The organism is Amycolatopsis thermalba (assembly GCF_003385215.1).
GTDB classification, from domain to species: Bacteria; Actinomycetota; Actinomycetes; order Mycobacteriales; family Pseudonocardiaceae; genus Amycolatopsis_E; species Amycolatopsis_E thermalba.
Genome location: NZ_PQHW01000043.1, coordinates 23,209 through 37,493 on the forward strand (window position 1 = coordinate 23,209; position 14,285 = coordinate 37,493).

Here is a 14,285-nt window from a genome sequence, read left to right on the forward strand (position 1 = left end):
TCGTGGTCGGCGGAGGGCCGGTTCCCCGGGCGGGGAGCCGGCCCTCCGGTCGTGTCACCGCAGGTGCGGGGCCCGGCGGACCGTCCACACGGCGAGCCCGGCCAGGAGGAAGCAGGCTCCGGCCGGCACCAGCACGCCGCCGAGGGTGAGCGCGTCGACGATCACGCCGCCGATCAGCGCGCCGAGGCCGATCGCCAGGTTGAACACCGCCACCCACAGGGCCGAGGCGGCTTCCACCGCGCGCGGCGCGGCCTTGATCATCCAGGTTTGCAAGCTCACCGACACCCCGCCGTAGGCCAGCCCCCACGCGACCAGCAGCGCGATGCCGCCCGCCGGTGACCGGCCGGCGAGCGGGAACAGCAGCACCGTCACCGCCAGGGCGCCGGTGATCACCAGCACGGTCCGGTTCAGGCGGCGGGCCAGTGCCGCGCCGGTGAGGAAGTTCCCGGCGATGCCGGCCAGGCCGAACCCGAACAGCAGCGGCCCGACGAGGGTTCCGGGGACGCCGGAGTGGTCCCGCAGGACCGGGCCGACGAACGTGTACGCGGCGAAGTGCCCGCTCACGATCAGGGCGGTCGCCAGGATTCCCACGCGCACGCCCCGGTCCCGCAGCTGCGCGGCCAGGTCGCGGGGACGGACCGGCTGGGTCGCGGCCAGCGGCGGCAGCAACGCGAACAGGGCGATCAGCACGGCCAGCGCGAGCGCCCCGAGCGTGGCGAACGCGGCGCGCCATCCGGCGAGGTCGCCGAGGACCGCGCCGATCGGCACGCCGAACACGTTGGCGGCCCCGACGCCGCCGAAGATGACGGCCGTGGCGCGCGGTACGCGCTCGGCGGGCACCAGGCGGACGGCCAGGCCGCCGGCCACGGCCCAGAACCCGCCGATCGCGACCCCGGTCAGCGCGCGGGAGGCGATGAGCACCGCGAAGCCCGGCGCGAGCGCGGAGATCACGTTGGCCAGGGTCATCAGGCCCATCAGCCCGGCCAGCAACCACCGCCGGTCCAGACTGCCCACGAGGACCGGGACCACCGGGGCGGCCAGCCCGGCGACGACGCTGGTCACGGTCACCATCAGGCCCGCGGTGCCGGCGGAGACCGAGAGGTCCGAGCCGACCCGGGTCAGCAGCCCGACCGGGAGCTGCTCCGCGGTCACCAGCAGGAACGTCCCGAACGCCACCACGACGACGGCGAGCCACCGGCCGCGCTCCCGGGTGCGCGGCGGTTCCGTTGTCACCACTGCCGATCTCCCTCCAGTTTGGGAGCGATCGCTCCCGTATGACGGCGTACGCTAGTACGGGAACGATCGCTCCACAATCCTGGTAGGCTGTGGGACGTGCCACGGCCACGGGAGTTCGACGAGCAGGAGGTGGTCGCGCGGGCCGCCGGACTGTTCCGGCGCCTGGGCTACCACGCCACCTCGGTCCGGGACCTCAACGGCGAACTGGAGCTGACCTCCAGCAGCCTCTACCGCACCTTCGGCGACAAGCACGCGTTGTTCCTGCGCGCGCTCGACCACTACCGCGCGACGGATTCGGCGGAGGCGCAGGCCCGGCTCGATCGCGCCGGCCCGGTCCGGGAGGTGCTGCGGGATTGGCTGCTGTGGTTGGCCACCGGCGCCGGAGAGCACGCCGGGCTCGGGTGTTTCGTGGTCAACACCACGACCGAGCTGGGCACGGCGGACCCGGAGGTGCGTCAGCGCACCGAGGCGGCGTTCGAGGTCACCCGGGAGGCCATCGCGGCCGTGTTGCGCCGCGGCTGCCGGGACGGTGAACTGCCCGCGGACCTCGACGTCGAGGGGGCCGTGGAGCTGCTGTTCACCATCGTGCTGGGGCTGCGGGTCCGGGAACGCGCCGGGCACGCCCCGCCGCGGCTGGCCCGCACGATCGACTTCGCGATCGGCTCCCTCGGGTGACCGGGCGCCGCGTCAGGCCGCGGGTGCGGTGGCGCGCACGAAGTCAGTCAGCGATTGCGGCGTGACCTGCGGGTACCGGGCGTTGTCCAGGTTGTCGAACTTGGCCTTGCCGGTGACCATGCACCACTGGTACTGCAGCGCCACGTACTCGAACGGGTTCTCGGTGGCCGCGGCCCGGCGGGTGATCTCCGCACGCAGGTCGTCGGCGCTGCCCAGGTGCCGCAGCTCCAGGGTGCGGCCGGAGCCGCGCTGGAGCGCGTCGTGGAACTGGCGCATCGAGAGGACCTCACCGGCGAAGCGCAGGGTGCCGGTGGCGGCCGGGTCGAGGGCGGCGGCCGCGGTGTAGGCGGCGGTGTCGGGCACCGAGGTCAGGTCGAGCGGCTGGTCGGGGTCGCCCCAGTGGGACACGGTGCCGCGCTCCCAGTCGACGAGCCCCATGAAGCCGGTCATCACCTCGTAGAAGGCGCCGTTGAGCACCGAGATCACGTCGAGGCTGGTGGTGCGCGCGGCGGCGGCCTGGCGGCGCCAGTCGATCATGAAGTTGTCGCCGTCGTCGAGCTTGGTGAGGTCGATGGCGAAGTCGGACGGGACGAACCGCCGGGCGCCGGCCTTCTCCGCGGCGCGCAGGAGGTTGGCCTGACCGTCCACGATCACCTCGGGGCCGCCCTGGACGGCGGAGATCACCGTCGTGGCGTCGCCGACGGCTTCGGCGAGCCGCTCGGCCGGATCGGTGAGGTCGCCCTCGACCAGCTGCAGCCGGCCGGTGGCCGGGGTGGTCAGGGCGCTCTTCTTCTCGTCGCTGGTGCCGGGCCGCACCAAGGCCCGCACGGCGGCGCCCTGGTCGAGGAGGGCCCGGACGATCCGGCCGCCGAGCAGTCCGGTGGCGCCGGCGACGAAGATCGTGGGGGAATCGGACATGGTGTGGAACTCCTTCTTTTCTTGGTGGGTCAGGGAATGAGCAGGGTCTTGCCAACGGTGGCGCGCGCTTCGATAGCGGCGTGCGCGTCGGCGGCCCGGTCCAGGGGGAAGCGCTGGCCGATCACCGCGGTCAGCTGTCCGGCCGCGGCCAGGTCCAGGACCTCGGTCGCCAGTTCGCGGGCGAGAACGGGCCGGTTCCAGAGGAAGCCCGCGCTGAAGCCGGTCACGGTCAGGCCGCGGCCGACCAGTTCGCCGGGCCGGACGTCCAGCGGCGTGCCGCTGGAGAAGCCGAACGTGACCTGGCGTCCGCGGCCCGGGGTGAGCAGCTCGAACGCTGCCCGGCCGAGCGCGCCGCCGACGTGGTCGAACACCACGTCCATCGGGCCGCTCGCCCGCGCCTCGTCCGTCCAGCCGGGACGCGTGTAGTCCACGACGTGGCCGGCGCCCAGCTCGCGGAGCAGGGCGAGCTTGTGCTCCCCGCCGGCCGCCGCGACGACCGTCGCCCCGGCCCGCTTCAGCAACTGGACCAGGACGGTGCCCACGGCACCGGCGGCCGCCAGCACCAGGATGCGGTCACCGGCGGTGACGCGGGCCGCCCGGATCAGGCCCTGGGCCGTGACGCCGTACCGGTAGAGGGCGAGCGCCTCGGGCAGGCCGAGGTCCTCGCCGACCGGGACGAGGGTGGCGGCGGGGACCGCGGCGGTCTCGGCGTAGCCGCCCAGGCCGGTGGTGCTGGCCAGGACGCGCGTGCCGATCAGGGCGGGGTCGCCACCGGGGCCGACCTCGGTGACCAGTCCGGCGATCTCCTTGCCGAGGATGACCGGCAGGGGCGAGCCGCCGAGCGCGCCGCGCATCGTTCCGGCGCGGATCTGCGTCTCCAGGAACTGGACGCCGGCCGCGGCCACCCGCACCGCGACCTCGCCCGCCGCGGGCGTCGGGGCGGGCTCGTCCGTGACCCGCAGGTGGGCCGGTGGCCCGAATTCGTGCAGCACAACGGCACGCATGTGTCCTCGTTTCGTGGTGCGGGAGTTGACGGGCGGGCGTCAGCGGGTGTTCTTGATCGCGTCGCTGAGCGCGCCGAGGCTGGTGGCCAGTTGCTCGACGTCGGCGGTGTCCCAGTCCGCGAGCAGCTCGGCGACGGCGGCCGCGCGGGCCTTCCAGAGCTTGCCGATGGCGAGCTTGCCGGCCCGCGTGACGCTCACCAGCTGCGCCCGGGCATCGGCCGGGTCGGGGCGGCGTTCGATGAATCCACGCTGCTCGAGGCGTTTCGCCGGCGGGGACAGCGTGGACTTGTCCACCTCCATCAGCTCCGCCAGGACCGACAGGCGCACCGGCGCGTGCACCGAAATCTGGGCCAGCAGGGTGTAGTCCCCCAGCGACAGCCCCAGGCCGGAGGACGCCATGATCCGGCGCCGGGTGGCCGGGGAGAACATCCAGTTGCCCACGGTGGCCAGGGCCGCCGCCACGCCGTCGACGGCTTCCCGGGACGGGCGCTCCTCGTCGGCGTGTGCCATCTTCGACTCCCTCGAATGGTTGGTTGGGCAAAACCAACTATGCCATGCGACGGAGATTCATGCAAGCGCATATACACGTCGGGTCGAGGGGGCTATACCGGACGGATGGGGAAATTCATCACGATCGGCTACGGCGACAGCGCCGGCTACGAGCGGACCGACGAGGCGGTGCGCGCCGCCGCGCACGAGCATGACTCCCGGCTGCGCGCCGGCGGCGTCGAGATGGGGATCGCGGGCCAGCCGGTGCAGGTGCGCAACCACGACGCGGCCGGAGCGCAGGTGACGCCGGGCCCCTACCTGCGGTCGGACCTGCCGGTGGCGGGTTTCGCGATCATCGAGGCGGACTCGGTCGAGGAGGCGGCGCGCATGGTGGCCGGCACGCCGTGCGCGGTCGCGCACGGCGTGGTCGAGGTGTGGCCGCTGCGGGCGTGACGCCCTACCTCGGTGGTGCCTGGAAGCCGCCGATCTCCCGCTCGAGCAGTTCGGCCAGCCGCAGCGGGGTGCGGTCCTCGAACATCGGACCGATGAGCTGCACGCCGACCGGCAGACCCTCGGGCGACCGGCCCGCGGGCACGGCGGTGGCGGGCAGGCCGGGCATGGTGGCCAGGCCGGCCCACACGAGCTGGTCGAAGTACGGGTACTCGGCGCCGTCGATGTCGATGCGCCGTGCCATCGGGTTGGGGGTGTGGTCGTGCGGGAACGCCGGTGTCGGCGTGATCGGGCACGCCACGGCGTCGAACTCGGTGAACAGCTGCCGCCAGCCGTGGCGGTGGAGTTCGCGGCCGGTGTTCGCCTCGATCCAGTTGCGGTGGCTGAACGCCATGGCCCGCAGCCGCACGGCGTTCAGGCTCTGATCATCGGCGGCGGGGAGTTGCAGCGAGCCGAGGGGAAAGCGCGCGACAGCGCCGGAAATCAGCAACTGCATGTAGAGCGTGGCGGCTTCGGTCAGATCGGGCAGCAGCGGGCTGTGCCACTCGACGCGGGCGCCGGCGTCGGCGAGCGCGGCGGCCACCCGGTGCACGCCCGCCCGCACGGCGGACCCGGTCGGGAGGAGCGGGTGCTCGTCGAGGACCAGGACCCGGAAATCGCCCAGCCGCTCGTGACGGGCAGGCGGCAGTGCCAGCCGGTACGCCACGCCGAGCGTCAGCGGATCCGGCCCGGCCATGACGTCGAGCAGGAGCGCGAGGTCGCGTGCGGTGCGCGCCATCGGGCCGACGACGGCGAGGTCGAGCTCGGCGGGCAGGGCCGGTTCGGACGGCGGGACCATGCCGCGGCTGGCCGCCAGCCCGACGGTCGGCTTGTGGGCGTAGACGCCGCAGAAATGCGCGGGGGTGCGCAGCGAGCCGGCGATGTCGGAGCCGAGGGACAGCGCGCCGAACCCGGACGCCAGGGCCGCCGCCGACCCGCCGGAGGATCCGCCCGAAGTGCGCGCGGAATCCCACGGGTTGGTGGTGGTGCCGTAGATCTCGTTGAAGCTCTGGATGTCCTGCAGCCCCAGCGGCACGTTGGTCTTGCCGAGCACCACCGCGCCCGCGGCCTTGAGCCGCGACACCTGCACCGCGTCCGCGGCCGGCACGTAGTCCCGGTGCGGCGGCATGCCCCAGGTGGTGGGCAGCCCGGCGATGTCGTAGGACTCCTTGACGGTCACCGGAACCCCGAGCAGCGGCCGGTCTTCGCCGTGGGCGCGGGCCTGGTCGGCACGGTGTGCGGCGGCCCGGGCGCGGTCGAAGTCCGGTACGCAGATCGCGTTGATCACCTCGTCGTCGCGCTCGATCCGGGCGATCGCCTCGTCGGTCAGCTCCACCGAGGTCACTTCGCCGGCACGCATCGCGGTCGTGAGCTCTTCGGCCGACCGGTAGTTCCATTCCATGAATCCGACCGTATCCGCCTTCCGAACAGGTCATAAAATCCCGATTTGCACAACGGATTCGGGGCCTGCTGCGCGACGTCGATCCCGTCGGGGATAGTGGTGGGATGCCTGGCGATCCGGTGTGGCAGGCCGCGCGGCTGTCGCTCGGCACCGCCTCGGCCCTGGGGTTCGCGCGCTTCGCCTACGGGCTCGTCGTCCCGGCGATGGGGCGCGATCTGGGGTGGAGCCTCGCCGACGCCGGGGTGATGAGCACCGCCAACGGGCTCGGCTACCTCCTCGGCGCGCTGGTCACCGCCACCGTCGCCCGGCGGGTGGGCGCGGCGGCCGCGTTCCGCTGGGGCATGGTGCTGACCGCGCTGGCGCTGGCGGCCACCGCGGTCAGCGGGAACTTCGTGGTGCTGCTGGTCGTGCGCGCCGTGGCCGGGGTGACGGGCGCGGTGGTGTTCATCGTCGGGGGTGTGCTCGCGTCGCGGATCGCCGTCCGCGCGTCGTTCGGGACGCCCAGCACCGTCTACTTCGCCGGCAGCGGGCTCGGCATCGTCCTCAGTGGAGCGGTGATCCCCGCCCTGGGGCCGCACTGGCGCCTGGCCTGGCTCGGGCTCGGCGCCGCGGCCGCGGTCGCCGCGCTGGTGAGCTGGTCCGCGGCCGCAGTGGACGTCGGCGCCCCGGCCACGACCACCGGCCGCGCCCGGATGAAGCCGTTGTGGCCCACCGCGGTGGCCTACCTGCTGTTCGCCCTGGGCTACATCACCTACATCACGTTCCTGTCCGCCGTCCTCGCCGCGCACGGCGCCGCGGTCTGGCAGGTGAGTCTGGTGTGGACGGTGCTGGGCCTGGCGGTGGTGGTGGCGTCCGCGCTGTGGCGCGGCGGCCGCGGGCTGGCCACCCTGCTCGCGGTGCTCGCCGCGGGCTCCGCGCTGGCGCTGGTCTCCCCCGCGCTGCCGGTCGTGCTGACCTCCGCGATCGTCTACGGGGCCACGTTCATCGGGGTGCCGGCCGCGGTCACCGCGCTGATCAGGGACCACACCCCGCCCGCCGACTGGACCGCCACCCTCGGCGCGTTCACCACCGTGTTCGCGGCCGGGCAGACCGCGGGCCCGTGGCTGGCCGGTGTGGTGGCCGACCACACGTCCCCGGCCGCGACCGTGGCGTGGACCGCCGTGCTGTGCGCCGCCGGGGCACTGGTCGCCCTGATCCCGGCTCCCCGGCGCGGCCCACGGTGACGCGGCAGTCGCGGACCTCGTGTCGCCGACACGTCGCGCTGCGCGGGGCCGGTTGTCAGGCGCGTGGGTCCGGCACCGCGCGGATCGCCAGGAAGCCGGTCGGCTCGCGGGTCAGCCGCGCGTAGCGGTCGGGGTCCACGGTGGCCGCCTCGGCCGGGGGCCGGGGCTCGAGCAGCCGTTCGATCAGGAAGCCGGCCTCGTGCAGTTCCTCGCAGGTCTGCTCCAGCGGGTTGAGCCAGTAGCGGACCCGCCAGCCCCGGCTCCACACCTCCTCGATCACGCGCGGCTCGAAGTAGTTGCCGCCGTGCCGGAGCCAGTCGCCGAAGGGGTGCTGGCGGGACAGCACCAGCGCACCCTCCGGCCGCAGCACGCGACGCAGCTCCCGCAGCACCGCGACCCGGTCGTCGAGGTACTCCACGGCCAGCGCGAACAGCACCCGGTCCACCGACGCGTCCGGCAGCCAGTCCAGCGGCCGGGCGAGGTCGTGCACCCGGAACTCACCGCCGGGCACGCGACGCCGGGCCAGCTCGACCATGCGCGGGCTGATGTCCGCGCCGATCACCCGGGCGCCGCGCTCCACCAGGTCCGCGGCGTAGAGCCCCGGACCGCAGGCGGCGTCCAGCACCGTCAGCCCGTCCACCTCGCCCAGCAGGTCCCGGCACGCGGGCCGGTCCAGGTGGGCGTTGTAGAACCCGTCGCGGGCGTGGTCGAGGAACTCGTCGGCGAACGCCTCGTACTGCGGCTCGGGGCCGACGCTCACGCGCCGGTCAGCCCGCGCCGCGCCAGCAGCGGCGCGATCTCCGGGTCGCGGCCGCGGAAGGCGCGGAAGAAGGCCATCGGGTCACCGGCGCCGCCACGGGAGAGCAGCGTGCGGCGGAAGTGGTCGCCGTTGGCGCGGGTCAGGCCGCCGTTCTCGCGGAACCACTCCACGGTGTCGGCGTCGAGCACCTCGCTCCAGATGTAGGAGTAGTACCCGGCCGAGTAGCCGCCGCTGAACACGTGCGCGAAGTAGGTGCTGCGGTAGCGCGGCGGGATCGCCGGCACCGCCACCCCGGCCTTCTCCAGGGCCGCGGCCTCGAACGCGGCGACGTCGCCGACCGCGTCCTCGGTGCCCAGCCCGTGCCAGGCCTGGTCCAGCAGCGACGCGGCCAGGTACTCGGTGGTGGCGAAGGGCTGCCCGTACTGGGCCGACTCCGCCAACCGCTCCACCAGGCGCTGCGGCAGCGGCTCGCCGGTTTCGTGGTGCTTGGCGTAGTTGGCCAGCACCTCCGGCCACAGCATCCACATCTCGTTGACCTGCGACGGGTACTCCACGAAGTCGCGCGGCACGCTGGTGCCGGAGAACTTCGGGTAGCGCACGTCGGAGACCAGCGCGTGCAGCGCGTGCCCGAACTCGTGGAACAGCGTGGTGACCTCGTCGAACGTGAGCAGCGTCGGCTCACCCGCCGGCGGCTTGGCGATGTTGAGGTTGTTCACCACCACCGGCCGCTCCCCCAGCAGATGCGACTGGTCGGTGAAGGTGTTCATCCAGGCGCCGCCGCGCTTGGAGTCGCGCGTGTAGTAGTCGCCCAGGAACAGGCCCAGCGGGCTGCCGTCGGCGTCGAAGACCTCGAACACCCGCACATCCGGGTGGTAGACGGGCAGGTCGTGGCGTTCGGTGAAGCTCAGCCCGTACAGCTTGCTCGCGGCGAACAGGACACCGTCGCGCACCACGCGGTCCAGCTCGAAATACGGGCGCAGCGTGGCGTCGTCCAGGTCGAACTTCGCCTTCCGGACGCGTTCGGCGTAGAAGGCCCAGTCCCACGGCTGCAGCGTGGCGCCGGGGTGGTCCTGCTCCAGGTAGGCCTGCAGCTCCTCGGCGTCGCGGCGGGCATTGGCGACCGCGACCGGCGCGCGGCGATCCAGCAGCCCGACGGCGGCCTCGGCGGTGCGGGCGGTCTCGTCGGAGATCACGTACGCCGCGTGGCTGGGGTGGCCGAGCAGCGCGGCCCGTTCGGCGCGCAGTTGCACGACCCGGGCCAGCACCGCGGTGTTGTCGTTGTCGTTGCCGCGGTTGCCGCGGGAGATGGACGCGGTGAACAGCCGCTCCCGCAGCGCCCGGTTCGCCAGCGACGCCAGCAGCGGCTGCGAGGTGGGCAGGTTCAAGGTGAGCAGGTACTTGCCCGCCTCGCCCCGGGACGCGGCCGCCTCACCGGCCGCGGCGATCGTGCCCTCGGACAGCACGGCCAGCTCCGCCACGTCCTCGACCAGCACGGCGAGGTCGTTGGTGTCGCGCAGCAGGTTCTCCTGGAACCGGGTGGACAACGTGGACAGTTCCTCGTTGAGCACCCGCAACCGGGCCTGCTGGCTCTCGTCGAGCCCGGCGCCGGCGCGCTGGAAGTCGGTGTAGGTGCGCTCCAGCAGCCAGGCCGACTCCTCGTCCAGGCCCAGCTGGTCGCGCCGCTCGTAGAGGTCGCGCACGCGGGCGAACAGCGCCGGATTCAGGTGGATGGCGTCGGAGTGCGCGGCCAGCTTCGGCGCGACCTCGGCCTGCAGCTCCTGCCGCGCCGGGTTGGTGTCGGAGGAGGTGAGGTTGAAGAACACCGACGACACGCGCTGCAGCAAGCGGCCGGAGGTGTCCAGGGCCACGATGGTGTTCTCGAAGGTCGCCGGTTCCGGGTTGGTGGCGATGGCCTCGATCTCGGCGGCGTGCTCGGCCAGTCCCGCCTCGAACGCCGGGCCGAAGTGCTCGTCGGCGATCCGGTCGAACGGGGGCAGACCGTAGGGCAGGTCACTCGCCTGCGAGAACGGGTTGTCCGGTGTCATCCAGCGCGGCCCTTCTGTCCTGTCGACCCTCCGACCTCCGCGTCGGAGGACGTCTTCTTCTTCCTACCGCGCTTCGGTGCGGGCGGCACCACCCCGGCCAGATCGGAGCTGTGGTCGTTGACGCGCATCACGAACGGGCGCACCTCGGTGTAGCGGACGACGGAGATCGACGCCGGGTCGACCACGATCCGCTGGAACGCGTCCAGGTGCTGGCCCAGCGCGTCGGCCAGGATGGACTTGAGCACGTCGCCGTGGCTGCACAGCAGCCAGACGGCGTGGTCGCCGTGCTCGGCGCTGATCCGCGCGTCGTGCTCGCGCACCGCGGTGACCGCGCGGGCCTGCATGCCGGCCAGCCCCTCGCCGCCGGGGAACACCGCGGCCGAGGGGTGGGCCTGCACGACCCGCCACAGCGGTTCCTTGACCAGGGTCTTCAGCTCGCGGCCGGTCCACTCGCCGTAGTCCACTTCGGACAGCCGCGGGTCGACGGTGCGGGTGAGGCCCCGCTCGGCGACGAGCGGAGCCACGGTGTTCTTGCAGCGCAGCAGCGGCGAGCACACGACCTCGGCCAGCCGCACGCCGGCCAGCCGCTCGACGAGCGCCCGCGCCTGCGCGCGGCCGGTGTCGTCGAGCCCGACCTTGGGGGTCCGCCCGGCCAGCACGCCCGACCCGTTCGCGGTCGAGCGGCCGTGCCGGAGCAGGATCACGGTAGCCACGCCGCCAACCTACAGGGCGGGCCCCGCGTCCGGATCAAGGACGCCGGTGGCGACCAGCACGATCAGCAGCGCGCCGAGCGCGAGCCGGTAGATCACGAACGGCACGTAGCTCTTGGTCTTGATGAAGTTCATCAGCCAGGCGATCACCACGTAGCCGACGCCGAAGGCGACCAGGGTCGCGAGGATCGTCGGCCCCCACTGCGGGCTGTGCTCGCCGCCGATGTCGGTGAGCTTGTACAGGCCGGAGGCGAACACCGCGGGCACGGCCAGCAGGAACGCGTACTCGGTGGCGTCGGCGCGGGTGTAGCCGAGGAACAGGCCCGCGGTGACGGTGCCGCCGGAGCGGGACACGCCCGGGATCAGCGCCATCGCCTGGGCGAAGCCGTAACCCAGGCCGTGCGGGACGGTCAGGTGGTCCAGCGTCCGGTACTGGCGGCCGACCCGGTCGGCGATGAGCAGCAGGATGCCGAACCCGATCAGGGTCGTCGCGGTGAGCCGCAGGTCGCGGAAGGCGCTGTCGATGGCGTCCTGGAACAGCAGGCCCAGCACCGCGATCGGCAGCGACCCGACGATGATCAGCCAGCCCAGCCGGGCGTCCGGGTCGTGACGCGCCTCCCGCTGGTAGAGCGAGCGCCACCAGGCGGCCAGGACGCGGCCGATCTTCTTCGAGAAGTAGAGGATGACCGCCAGCTCGGTGCCGATCTGGGTGACCGCGGTGAACGCCGCCCCGGGGTCGTCCCAGCCGGCGAGCGCGGCGGTGATGCGCAGGTGGGCGCTGGAGGAGATCGGGAGGAACTCGGTCAGGCCCTGCACCAGGCCGAGGACGAGTGCTTCGAACCAGCCCATGCTCACCGGGCCTTCGGGAAAATCAGTCGCGTTCGCACGGTGGGAGAGGCTATCGGCGGCCCGCGTCACTCGATGAGCCGCCTTCGTCAAGTTGTTTACGGTACTGTCGTTACGCCCTCCCGTCGCCCGCCGCCACCCTCAACGGTGGCGCTCCGCGCCGCAGTTACCCTCTGTGCATGCAGAAGCGACAGCTCGGCAGGTCGGGGTTGCGGGTCTCCCGGATGGCGCTCGGCACGATGTCCTGGGGCGCGGAGACCGACGCCGACGAGGCGGCCAGCCAGCTCGTCGCGTTCGTCGAGGCGGGCGGGACGCTCGTCGACACCGCCGACATCTACTCCGGCGGCGAGAGCGAGCGGATCCTCGGCGGGCTGCTGGGCGACCTGGTGCCGCGCGACGAGATCGTCGTGGCGACCAAGGCCGTCGCCCGCCGCACCGACGGGCCGTTCGGCGGTGGCGCCTCCCGCGGCGCGCTGCTGTCCGCGCTGGAGGGGTCGCTGCGGCGGCTCGGCGTGGACCACCTGGACCTGTGGCAGCTGCACGCCTGGGACGACTCGGTGCCGCTGGAGGAAACCCTCTCGGCACTGGACTACGCGGTGACCTCCGGCAAGGTCCGCTACACCGGGGTGTGCAACTACTCCGGCTGGCAGCTGGCCTCGGCCGCGGCGGCCCGGCCCGCCGGGCTGGTCGCCAGCCAGGCCGAGTACTCGCTGGTGGAGCGCGGTGTGGAACGGGAGCTGGTGCCGGCGGCCCGCTACCACGGGCTCGGCGTGCTGCCGTGGGCGCCGCTGGGCCGCGGGGTGCTGACCGGCAAATACCGGCACGGCACGCCGGCCGACTCGCGGGGCGCGTCGGCCGAGTACGCCGGCTACGTCGAGCAGCACCGCACCGAACGGGCGGCGCGGATCGTGGAGGCGGTCGCCACCGCGGCCGACGGGCTGGGGGTGTCTCCGCTGGTGGTGGCGCTGGCGTGGGTGCGGGACCGGCCGGGTGTGGTGGCGCCGGTGGTCGGGGCGCGCGACACCGGGCAGCTCACCGGGTCGCTGGCGGCGGAGGAGATCGCGCTGCCGGTCGCGATCTCCTCGGCGCTGGACGACGTCAGCGCCGTCGAGTTCGGTTACCCCGAGCGGGGCACGAAGTGACCGTGAGGTGGATGGCACGTGACGCGGCGGGGTTTTCAGGGGATGCTGGAGGCAACAGAGGAATGCGATCCGGAGGTCTTGTGCGCTCCTCCGCCACCGTCGGGACCGGTGTCGCGCTGGTCTGCGCCCTGGTGCTGAGCGGGTGCTCGTCGCAGTCCACCGAATCCACCGACACCCTGCAGGTCGTGGCCAACCCGGTCGCGGCGACCGCGCCGGTGTCGCCCCCGCCTGCGGCCGCCCCGGCGGGCACGGTGATCCCCTCCGCCGAGGTCACCGCGCTGGCCGCCGACCCGGCCACCGGGACACTCGCCGTGGCCGTTCCGGACGCCGTGCTGCTGTACCGGTCCGCCGATCCGGCGGCCGCGCCGGCGCGGGTGCCGGTGGCCGGGCGCGTCGAGCAGCTGCGCGTGTCCGGCGGGGTGCTGCTGGCCACGCTGCCCACGGCCGGGCAGGTCGCGCGGATCGCGCTGCCCGGGGGCGAGGTGAGCACGCTCGCGGTGGCGGGGCAGCCGGCCGGCGCGGTCGTCGACGGCGACCGGACGCTGGTCGCGGTGCGGGACCGCAAGGCCGTGGACGTGTTCACCGGCGGGCAGCTGACCAAGACCATCCAGGGCCAGCTCTACAGCGCCGACGACGTGCTGCGGGCCGGCGGGCACACCGTCGTGCTGGACGAGCTGCGCACCGCCGTGTTCGCGGTGGACGTCGACGGCGGCACGATCGCCGAGGGCCTGCGCGCCGGGGACGGCGCCACGCACGCGGTCGCGGACTCCTTCGGCCGGGTGCTCGTGGTCGACACCCGCGCCGGTGCCCTCCTGGCGTTCTCCACCGGCCCGCTGTTGCTGCGGCAGCGGTACCCGGTGCCCGGCGGGGCGTACGGCCTCGCCTACGACGCGCAGCGCGCGCTGGCGTGGGTGACGCTCACCGAGCGCAACGAGGTCGTCGGGTTCGACGTGCGCGGCGGCGAACCGGTCGAGAAGTACCGTTTCCCGGCGGTCCGGCAGCCGAATTCGGTTACCGTCGAGGAGCGGAGCGGGCGGGTGGTCGTCGGCTCCGCGGCGGGAGAAGGGGTCCAGGTGATCCAGCCATGAAGCACCCGGAGGCGGTGGTCGACGAGGACTGGGAGTACCGCCGGTTGCAGTTGCCACCCGGCGTCTCCCGGCGGGCCGCGGCCACGCAGCTGTCCATCAACGCCGAGTACGGCGGGTGGGAGCTGTCGACGGTCCGGCTCTACTCCGACGGCACCCGGCGCGTGTGGCTGCGCCGCAAGCGCCAGCCGGCCACCGCGCTGCCCGAGGTCCTGATCTGACCGAGCGGCGTGGCGCCGCCTCCGCGGGGGCGTGGCGGCG

At 73.5% G+C, this 14,285-nt stretch carries 15 protein-coding genes; 6 read left to right on the forward strand and 9 right to left on the reverse strand.

Going from position 1 to position 14,285, the window contains the following annotated elements; translation table 11 throughout:
* Positions 1-54 precede the first annotated feature (54 nt).
* Positions 55-1,236, reverse strand: a complete 1,182-nt coding sequence (locus tag D0D15_RS18465; protein WP_094003030.1) for an MFS transporter — start codon at positions 1,234-1,236, stop codon at positions 55-57.
* A 96-nt stretch (positions 1,237-1,332) separates the two neighbouring features.
* On the opposite strand from D0D15_RS18465, the gene D0D15_RS18470 reads away from it, so the two are divergent.
* Positions 1,333-1,911 carry a TetR/AcrR family transcriptional regulator gene (locus D0D15_RS18470; protein WP_094003031.1) on the forward strand — a complete coding sequence of 193 codons (579 nt, stop codon included), beginning with the start codon at positions 1,333-1,335 and terminating at the stop codon, positions 1,909-1,911.
* A 12-nt stretch (positions 1,912-1,923) separates the two neighbouring features.
* On the opposite strand, the gene D0D15_RS18475 is transcribed toward D0D15_RS18470, so the two are convergent.
* From D0D15_RS18475 to D0D15_RS18485, 3 genes are read right to left on the reverse strand one after another with little or no spacing between them, the layout of a single operon-like run.
* The gene (locus D0D15_RS18475; protein ID WP_094003032.1) at positions 1,924-2,829 is read right to left on the reverse strand and encodes an NmrA family NAD(P)-binding protein; all 906 of its coding nucleotides are present in this window, start codon (positions 2,827-2,829) and stop codon (positions 1,924-1,926) included.
* A 29-nt stretch (positions 2,830-2,858) separates the two neighbouring features.
* Positions 2,859-3,833 (reverse strand): zinc-binding dehydrogenase, encoded by a 975-nt coding sequence (locus D0D15_RS18480; RefSeq protein WP_115944609.1) that lies wholly within the window; start codon positions 3,831-3,833, stop codon positions 2,859-2,861.
* 39 nt (positions 3,834-3,872) lie between these two features.
* Complete coding sequence (locus tag D0D15_RS18485) at positions 3,873-4,343, reverse strand: MarR family winged helix-turn-helix transcriptional regulator (protein WP_094003034.1); 471 nt, start codon at positions 4,341-4,343, stop codon at positions 3,873-3,875.
* 105 nt (positions 4,344-4,448) lie between these two features.
* On the opposite strand from D0D15_RS18485, the gene D0D15_RS18490 reads away from it, so the two are divergent.
* Entirely contained in the window at positions 4,449-4,775 is a 327-nt protein-coding gene (locus D0D15_RS18490) for a YciI family protein (protein WP_094003035.1), read from the forward strand.
* Between the two features lie 4 nt (positions 4,776-4,779).
* On the opposite strand, the gene D0D15_RS18495 is transcribed toward D0D15_RS18490, so the two are convergent.
* A complete protein-coding gene (locus D0D15_RS18495; protein WP_094003036.1) occupies positions 4,780-6,213 on the reverse strand; it encodes an amidase in 1,434 nt (477 codons plus the stop codon).
* A 104-nt stretch (positions 6,214-6,317) separates the two neighbouring features.
* On the opposite strand from D0D15_RS18495, the gene D0D15_RS18500 reads away from it, so the two are divergent.
* Positions 6,318-7,436 carry a YbfB/YjiJ family MFS transporter gene (locus D0D15_RS18500; protein WP_094003037.1) on the forward strand — a complete coding sequence of 373 codons (1,119 nt, stop codon included), beginning with the start codon at positions 6,318-6,320 and terminating at the stop codon, positions 7,434-7,436.
* 55 nt (positions 7,437-7,491) lie between these two features.
* On the opposite strand, the gene D0D15_RS18505 is transcribed toward D0D15_RS18500, so the two are convergent.
* Genes D0D15_RS18505 through D0D15_RS18520 form a run of 4 tightly spaced genes read right to left on the reverse strand, consistent with a single transcriptional unit; the run spans position 7,492 to position 11,800 of the window.
* Positions 7,492-8,196, reverse strand: a complete 705-nt coding sequence (locus tag D0D15_RS18505) for a class I SAM-dependent methyltransferase (protein ID WP_094003038.1) — start codon at positions 8,194-8,196, stop codon at positions 7,492-7,494.
* Positions 8,193-10,241, reverse strand: coding sequence for a M3 family metallopeptidase (locus tag D0D15_RS18510; RefSeq protein WP_115944610.1), 2,049 nt, complete (start codon positions 10,239-10,241; stop codon positions 8,193-8,195). The genes D0D15_RS18505 and D0D15_RS18510 overlap by 4 nt, the downstream gene beginning before the upstream one ends.
* A complete protein-coding gene (locus tag D0D15_RS18515; RefSeq protein WP_115944611.1) occupies positions 10,238-10,954 on the reverse strand; it encodes a histidine phosphatase family protein in 717 nt (238 codons plus the stop codon). Before D0D15_RS18515 ends, D0D15_RS18510 begins: the two co-directional genes overlap by 4 nt.
* Before the next feature lie 9 nt (positions 10,955-10,963).
* Positions 10,964-11,800 carry an undecaprenyl-diphosphate phosphatase gene (locus tag D0D15_RS18520; RefSeq protein WP_094003041.1) on the reverse strand — a complete coding sequence of 279 codons (837 nt, stop codon included), beginning with the start codon at positions 11,798-11,800 and terminating at the stop codon, positions 10,964-10,966.
* Positions 11,801-11,976: 176 nt separating this feature from the next.
* Between D0D15_RS18520 and D0D15_RS18525 the strand changes: the two genes are divergently transcribed.
* The 3 genes from D0D15_RS18525 (at position 11,977) to D0D15_RS18535 (ending at position 14,245) form a co-directional block, all read left to right on the forward strand.
* Complete coding sequence (locus tag D0D15_RS18525) at positions 11,977-12,939, forward strand: aldo/keto reductase (RefSeq protein WP_094003042.1); 963 nt, start codon at positions 11,977-11,979, stop codon at positions 12,937-12,939.
* A 62-nt stretch (positions 12,940-13,001) separates the two neighbouring features.
* A complete protein-coding gene (locus tag D0D15_RS18530; RefSeq protein ID WP_369806726.1) occupies positions 13,002-14,027 on the forward strand; it encodes a YncE family protein in 1,026 nt (341 codons plus the stop codon).
* Complete coding sequence (locus D0D15_RS18535; protein ID WP_094003044.1) at positions 14,024-14,245, forward strand: DUF5703 family protein; 222 nt, start codon at positions 14,024-14,026, stop codon at positions 14,243-14,245. Before D0D15_RS18530 ends, D0D15_RS18535 begins: the two co-directional genes overlap by 4 nt.
* The last annotated feature ends 40 nt before the right edge of the window (positions 14,246-14,285 follow it).

Bases quoted from the DNA above. Each gene is read 5' to 3' on its own strand.
- D0D15_RS18525 (WP_094003042.1), top strand. From the start codon at position 11,977: ATGCAGAAGCGACAGCTCGGCAGGTCGGGGTTGCGGGTCTCCCGGATG.
- D0D15_RS18500 (WP_094003037.1), top strand. From the start codon at position 6,318: ATGCCTGGCGATCCGGTGTGGCAGGCCGCGCGGCTGTCGCTCGGCACC.
- D0D15_RS18530 (WP_369806726.1), top strand. From the start codon at position 13,002: ATGCGATCCGGAGGTCTTGTGCGCTCCTCCGCCACCGTCGGGACCGGT.
- D0D15_RS18485 (WP_094003034.1), bottom strand. From the start codon at position 4,343: ATGGCACACGCCGACGAGGAGCGCCCGTCCCGGGAAGCCGTCGACGGC.
- D0D15_RS18490 (WP_094003035.1), top strand. From the start codon at position 4,449: ATGGGGAAATTCATCACGATCGGCTACGGCGACAGCGCCGGCTACGAG.
- D0D15_RS18480 (WP_115944609.1), bottom strand. From the start codon at position 3,833: ATGCGTGCCGTTGTGCTGCACGAATTCGGGCCACCGGCCCACCTGCGG.
- D0D15_RS18535 (WP_094003044.1), top strand. From the start codon at position 14,024: ATGAAGCACCCGGAGGCGGTGGTCGACGAGGACTGGGAGTACCGCCGG.
- D0D15_RS18475 (WP_094003032.1), bottom strand. From the start codon at position 2,829: ATGTCCGATTCCCCCACGATCTTCGTCGCCGGCGCCACCGGACTGCTC.
- D0D15_RS18510 (WP_115944610.1), bottom strand. From the start codon at position 10,241: ATGACACCGGACAACCCGTTCTCGCAGGCGAGTGACCTGCCCTACGGT.
- D0D15_RS18495 (WP_094003036.1), bottom strand. From the start codon at position 6,213: ATGGAATGGAACTACCGGTCGGCCGAAGAGCTCACGACCGCGATGCGT.
- D0D15_RS18520 (WP_094003041.1), bottom strand. From the start codon at position 11,800: ATGGGCTGGTTCGAAGCACTCGTCCTCGGCCTGGTGCAGGGCCTGACC.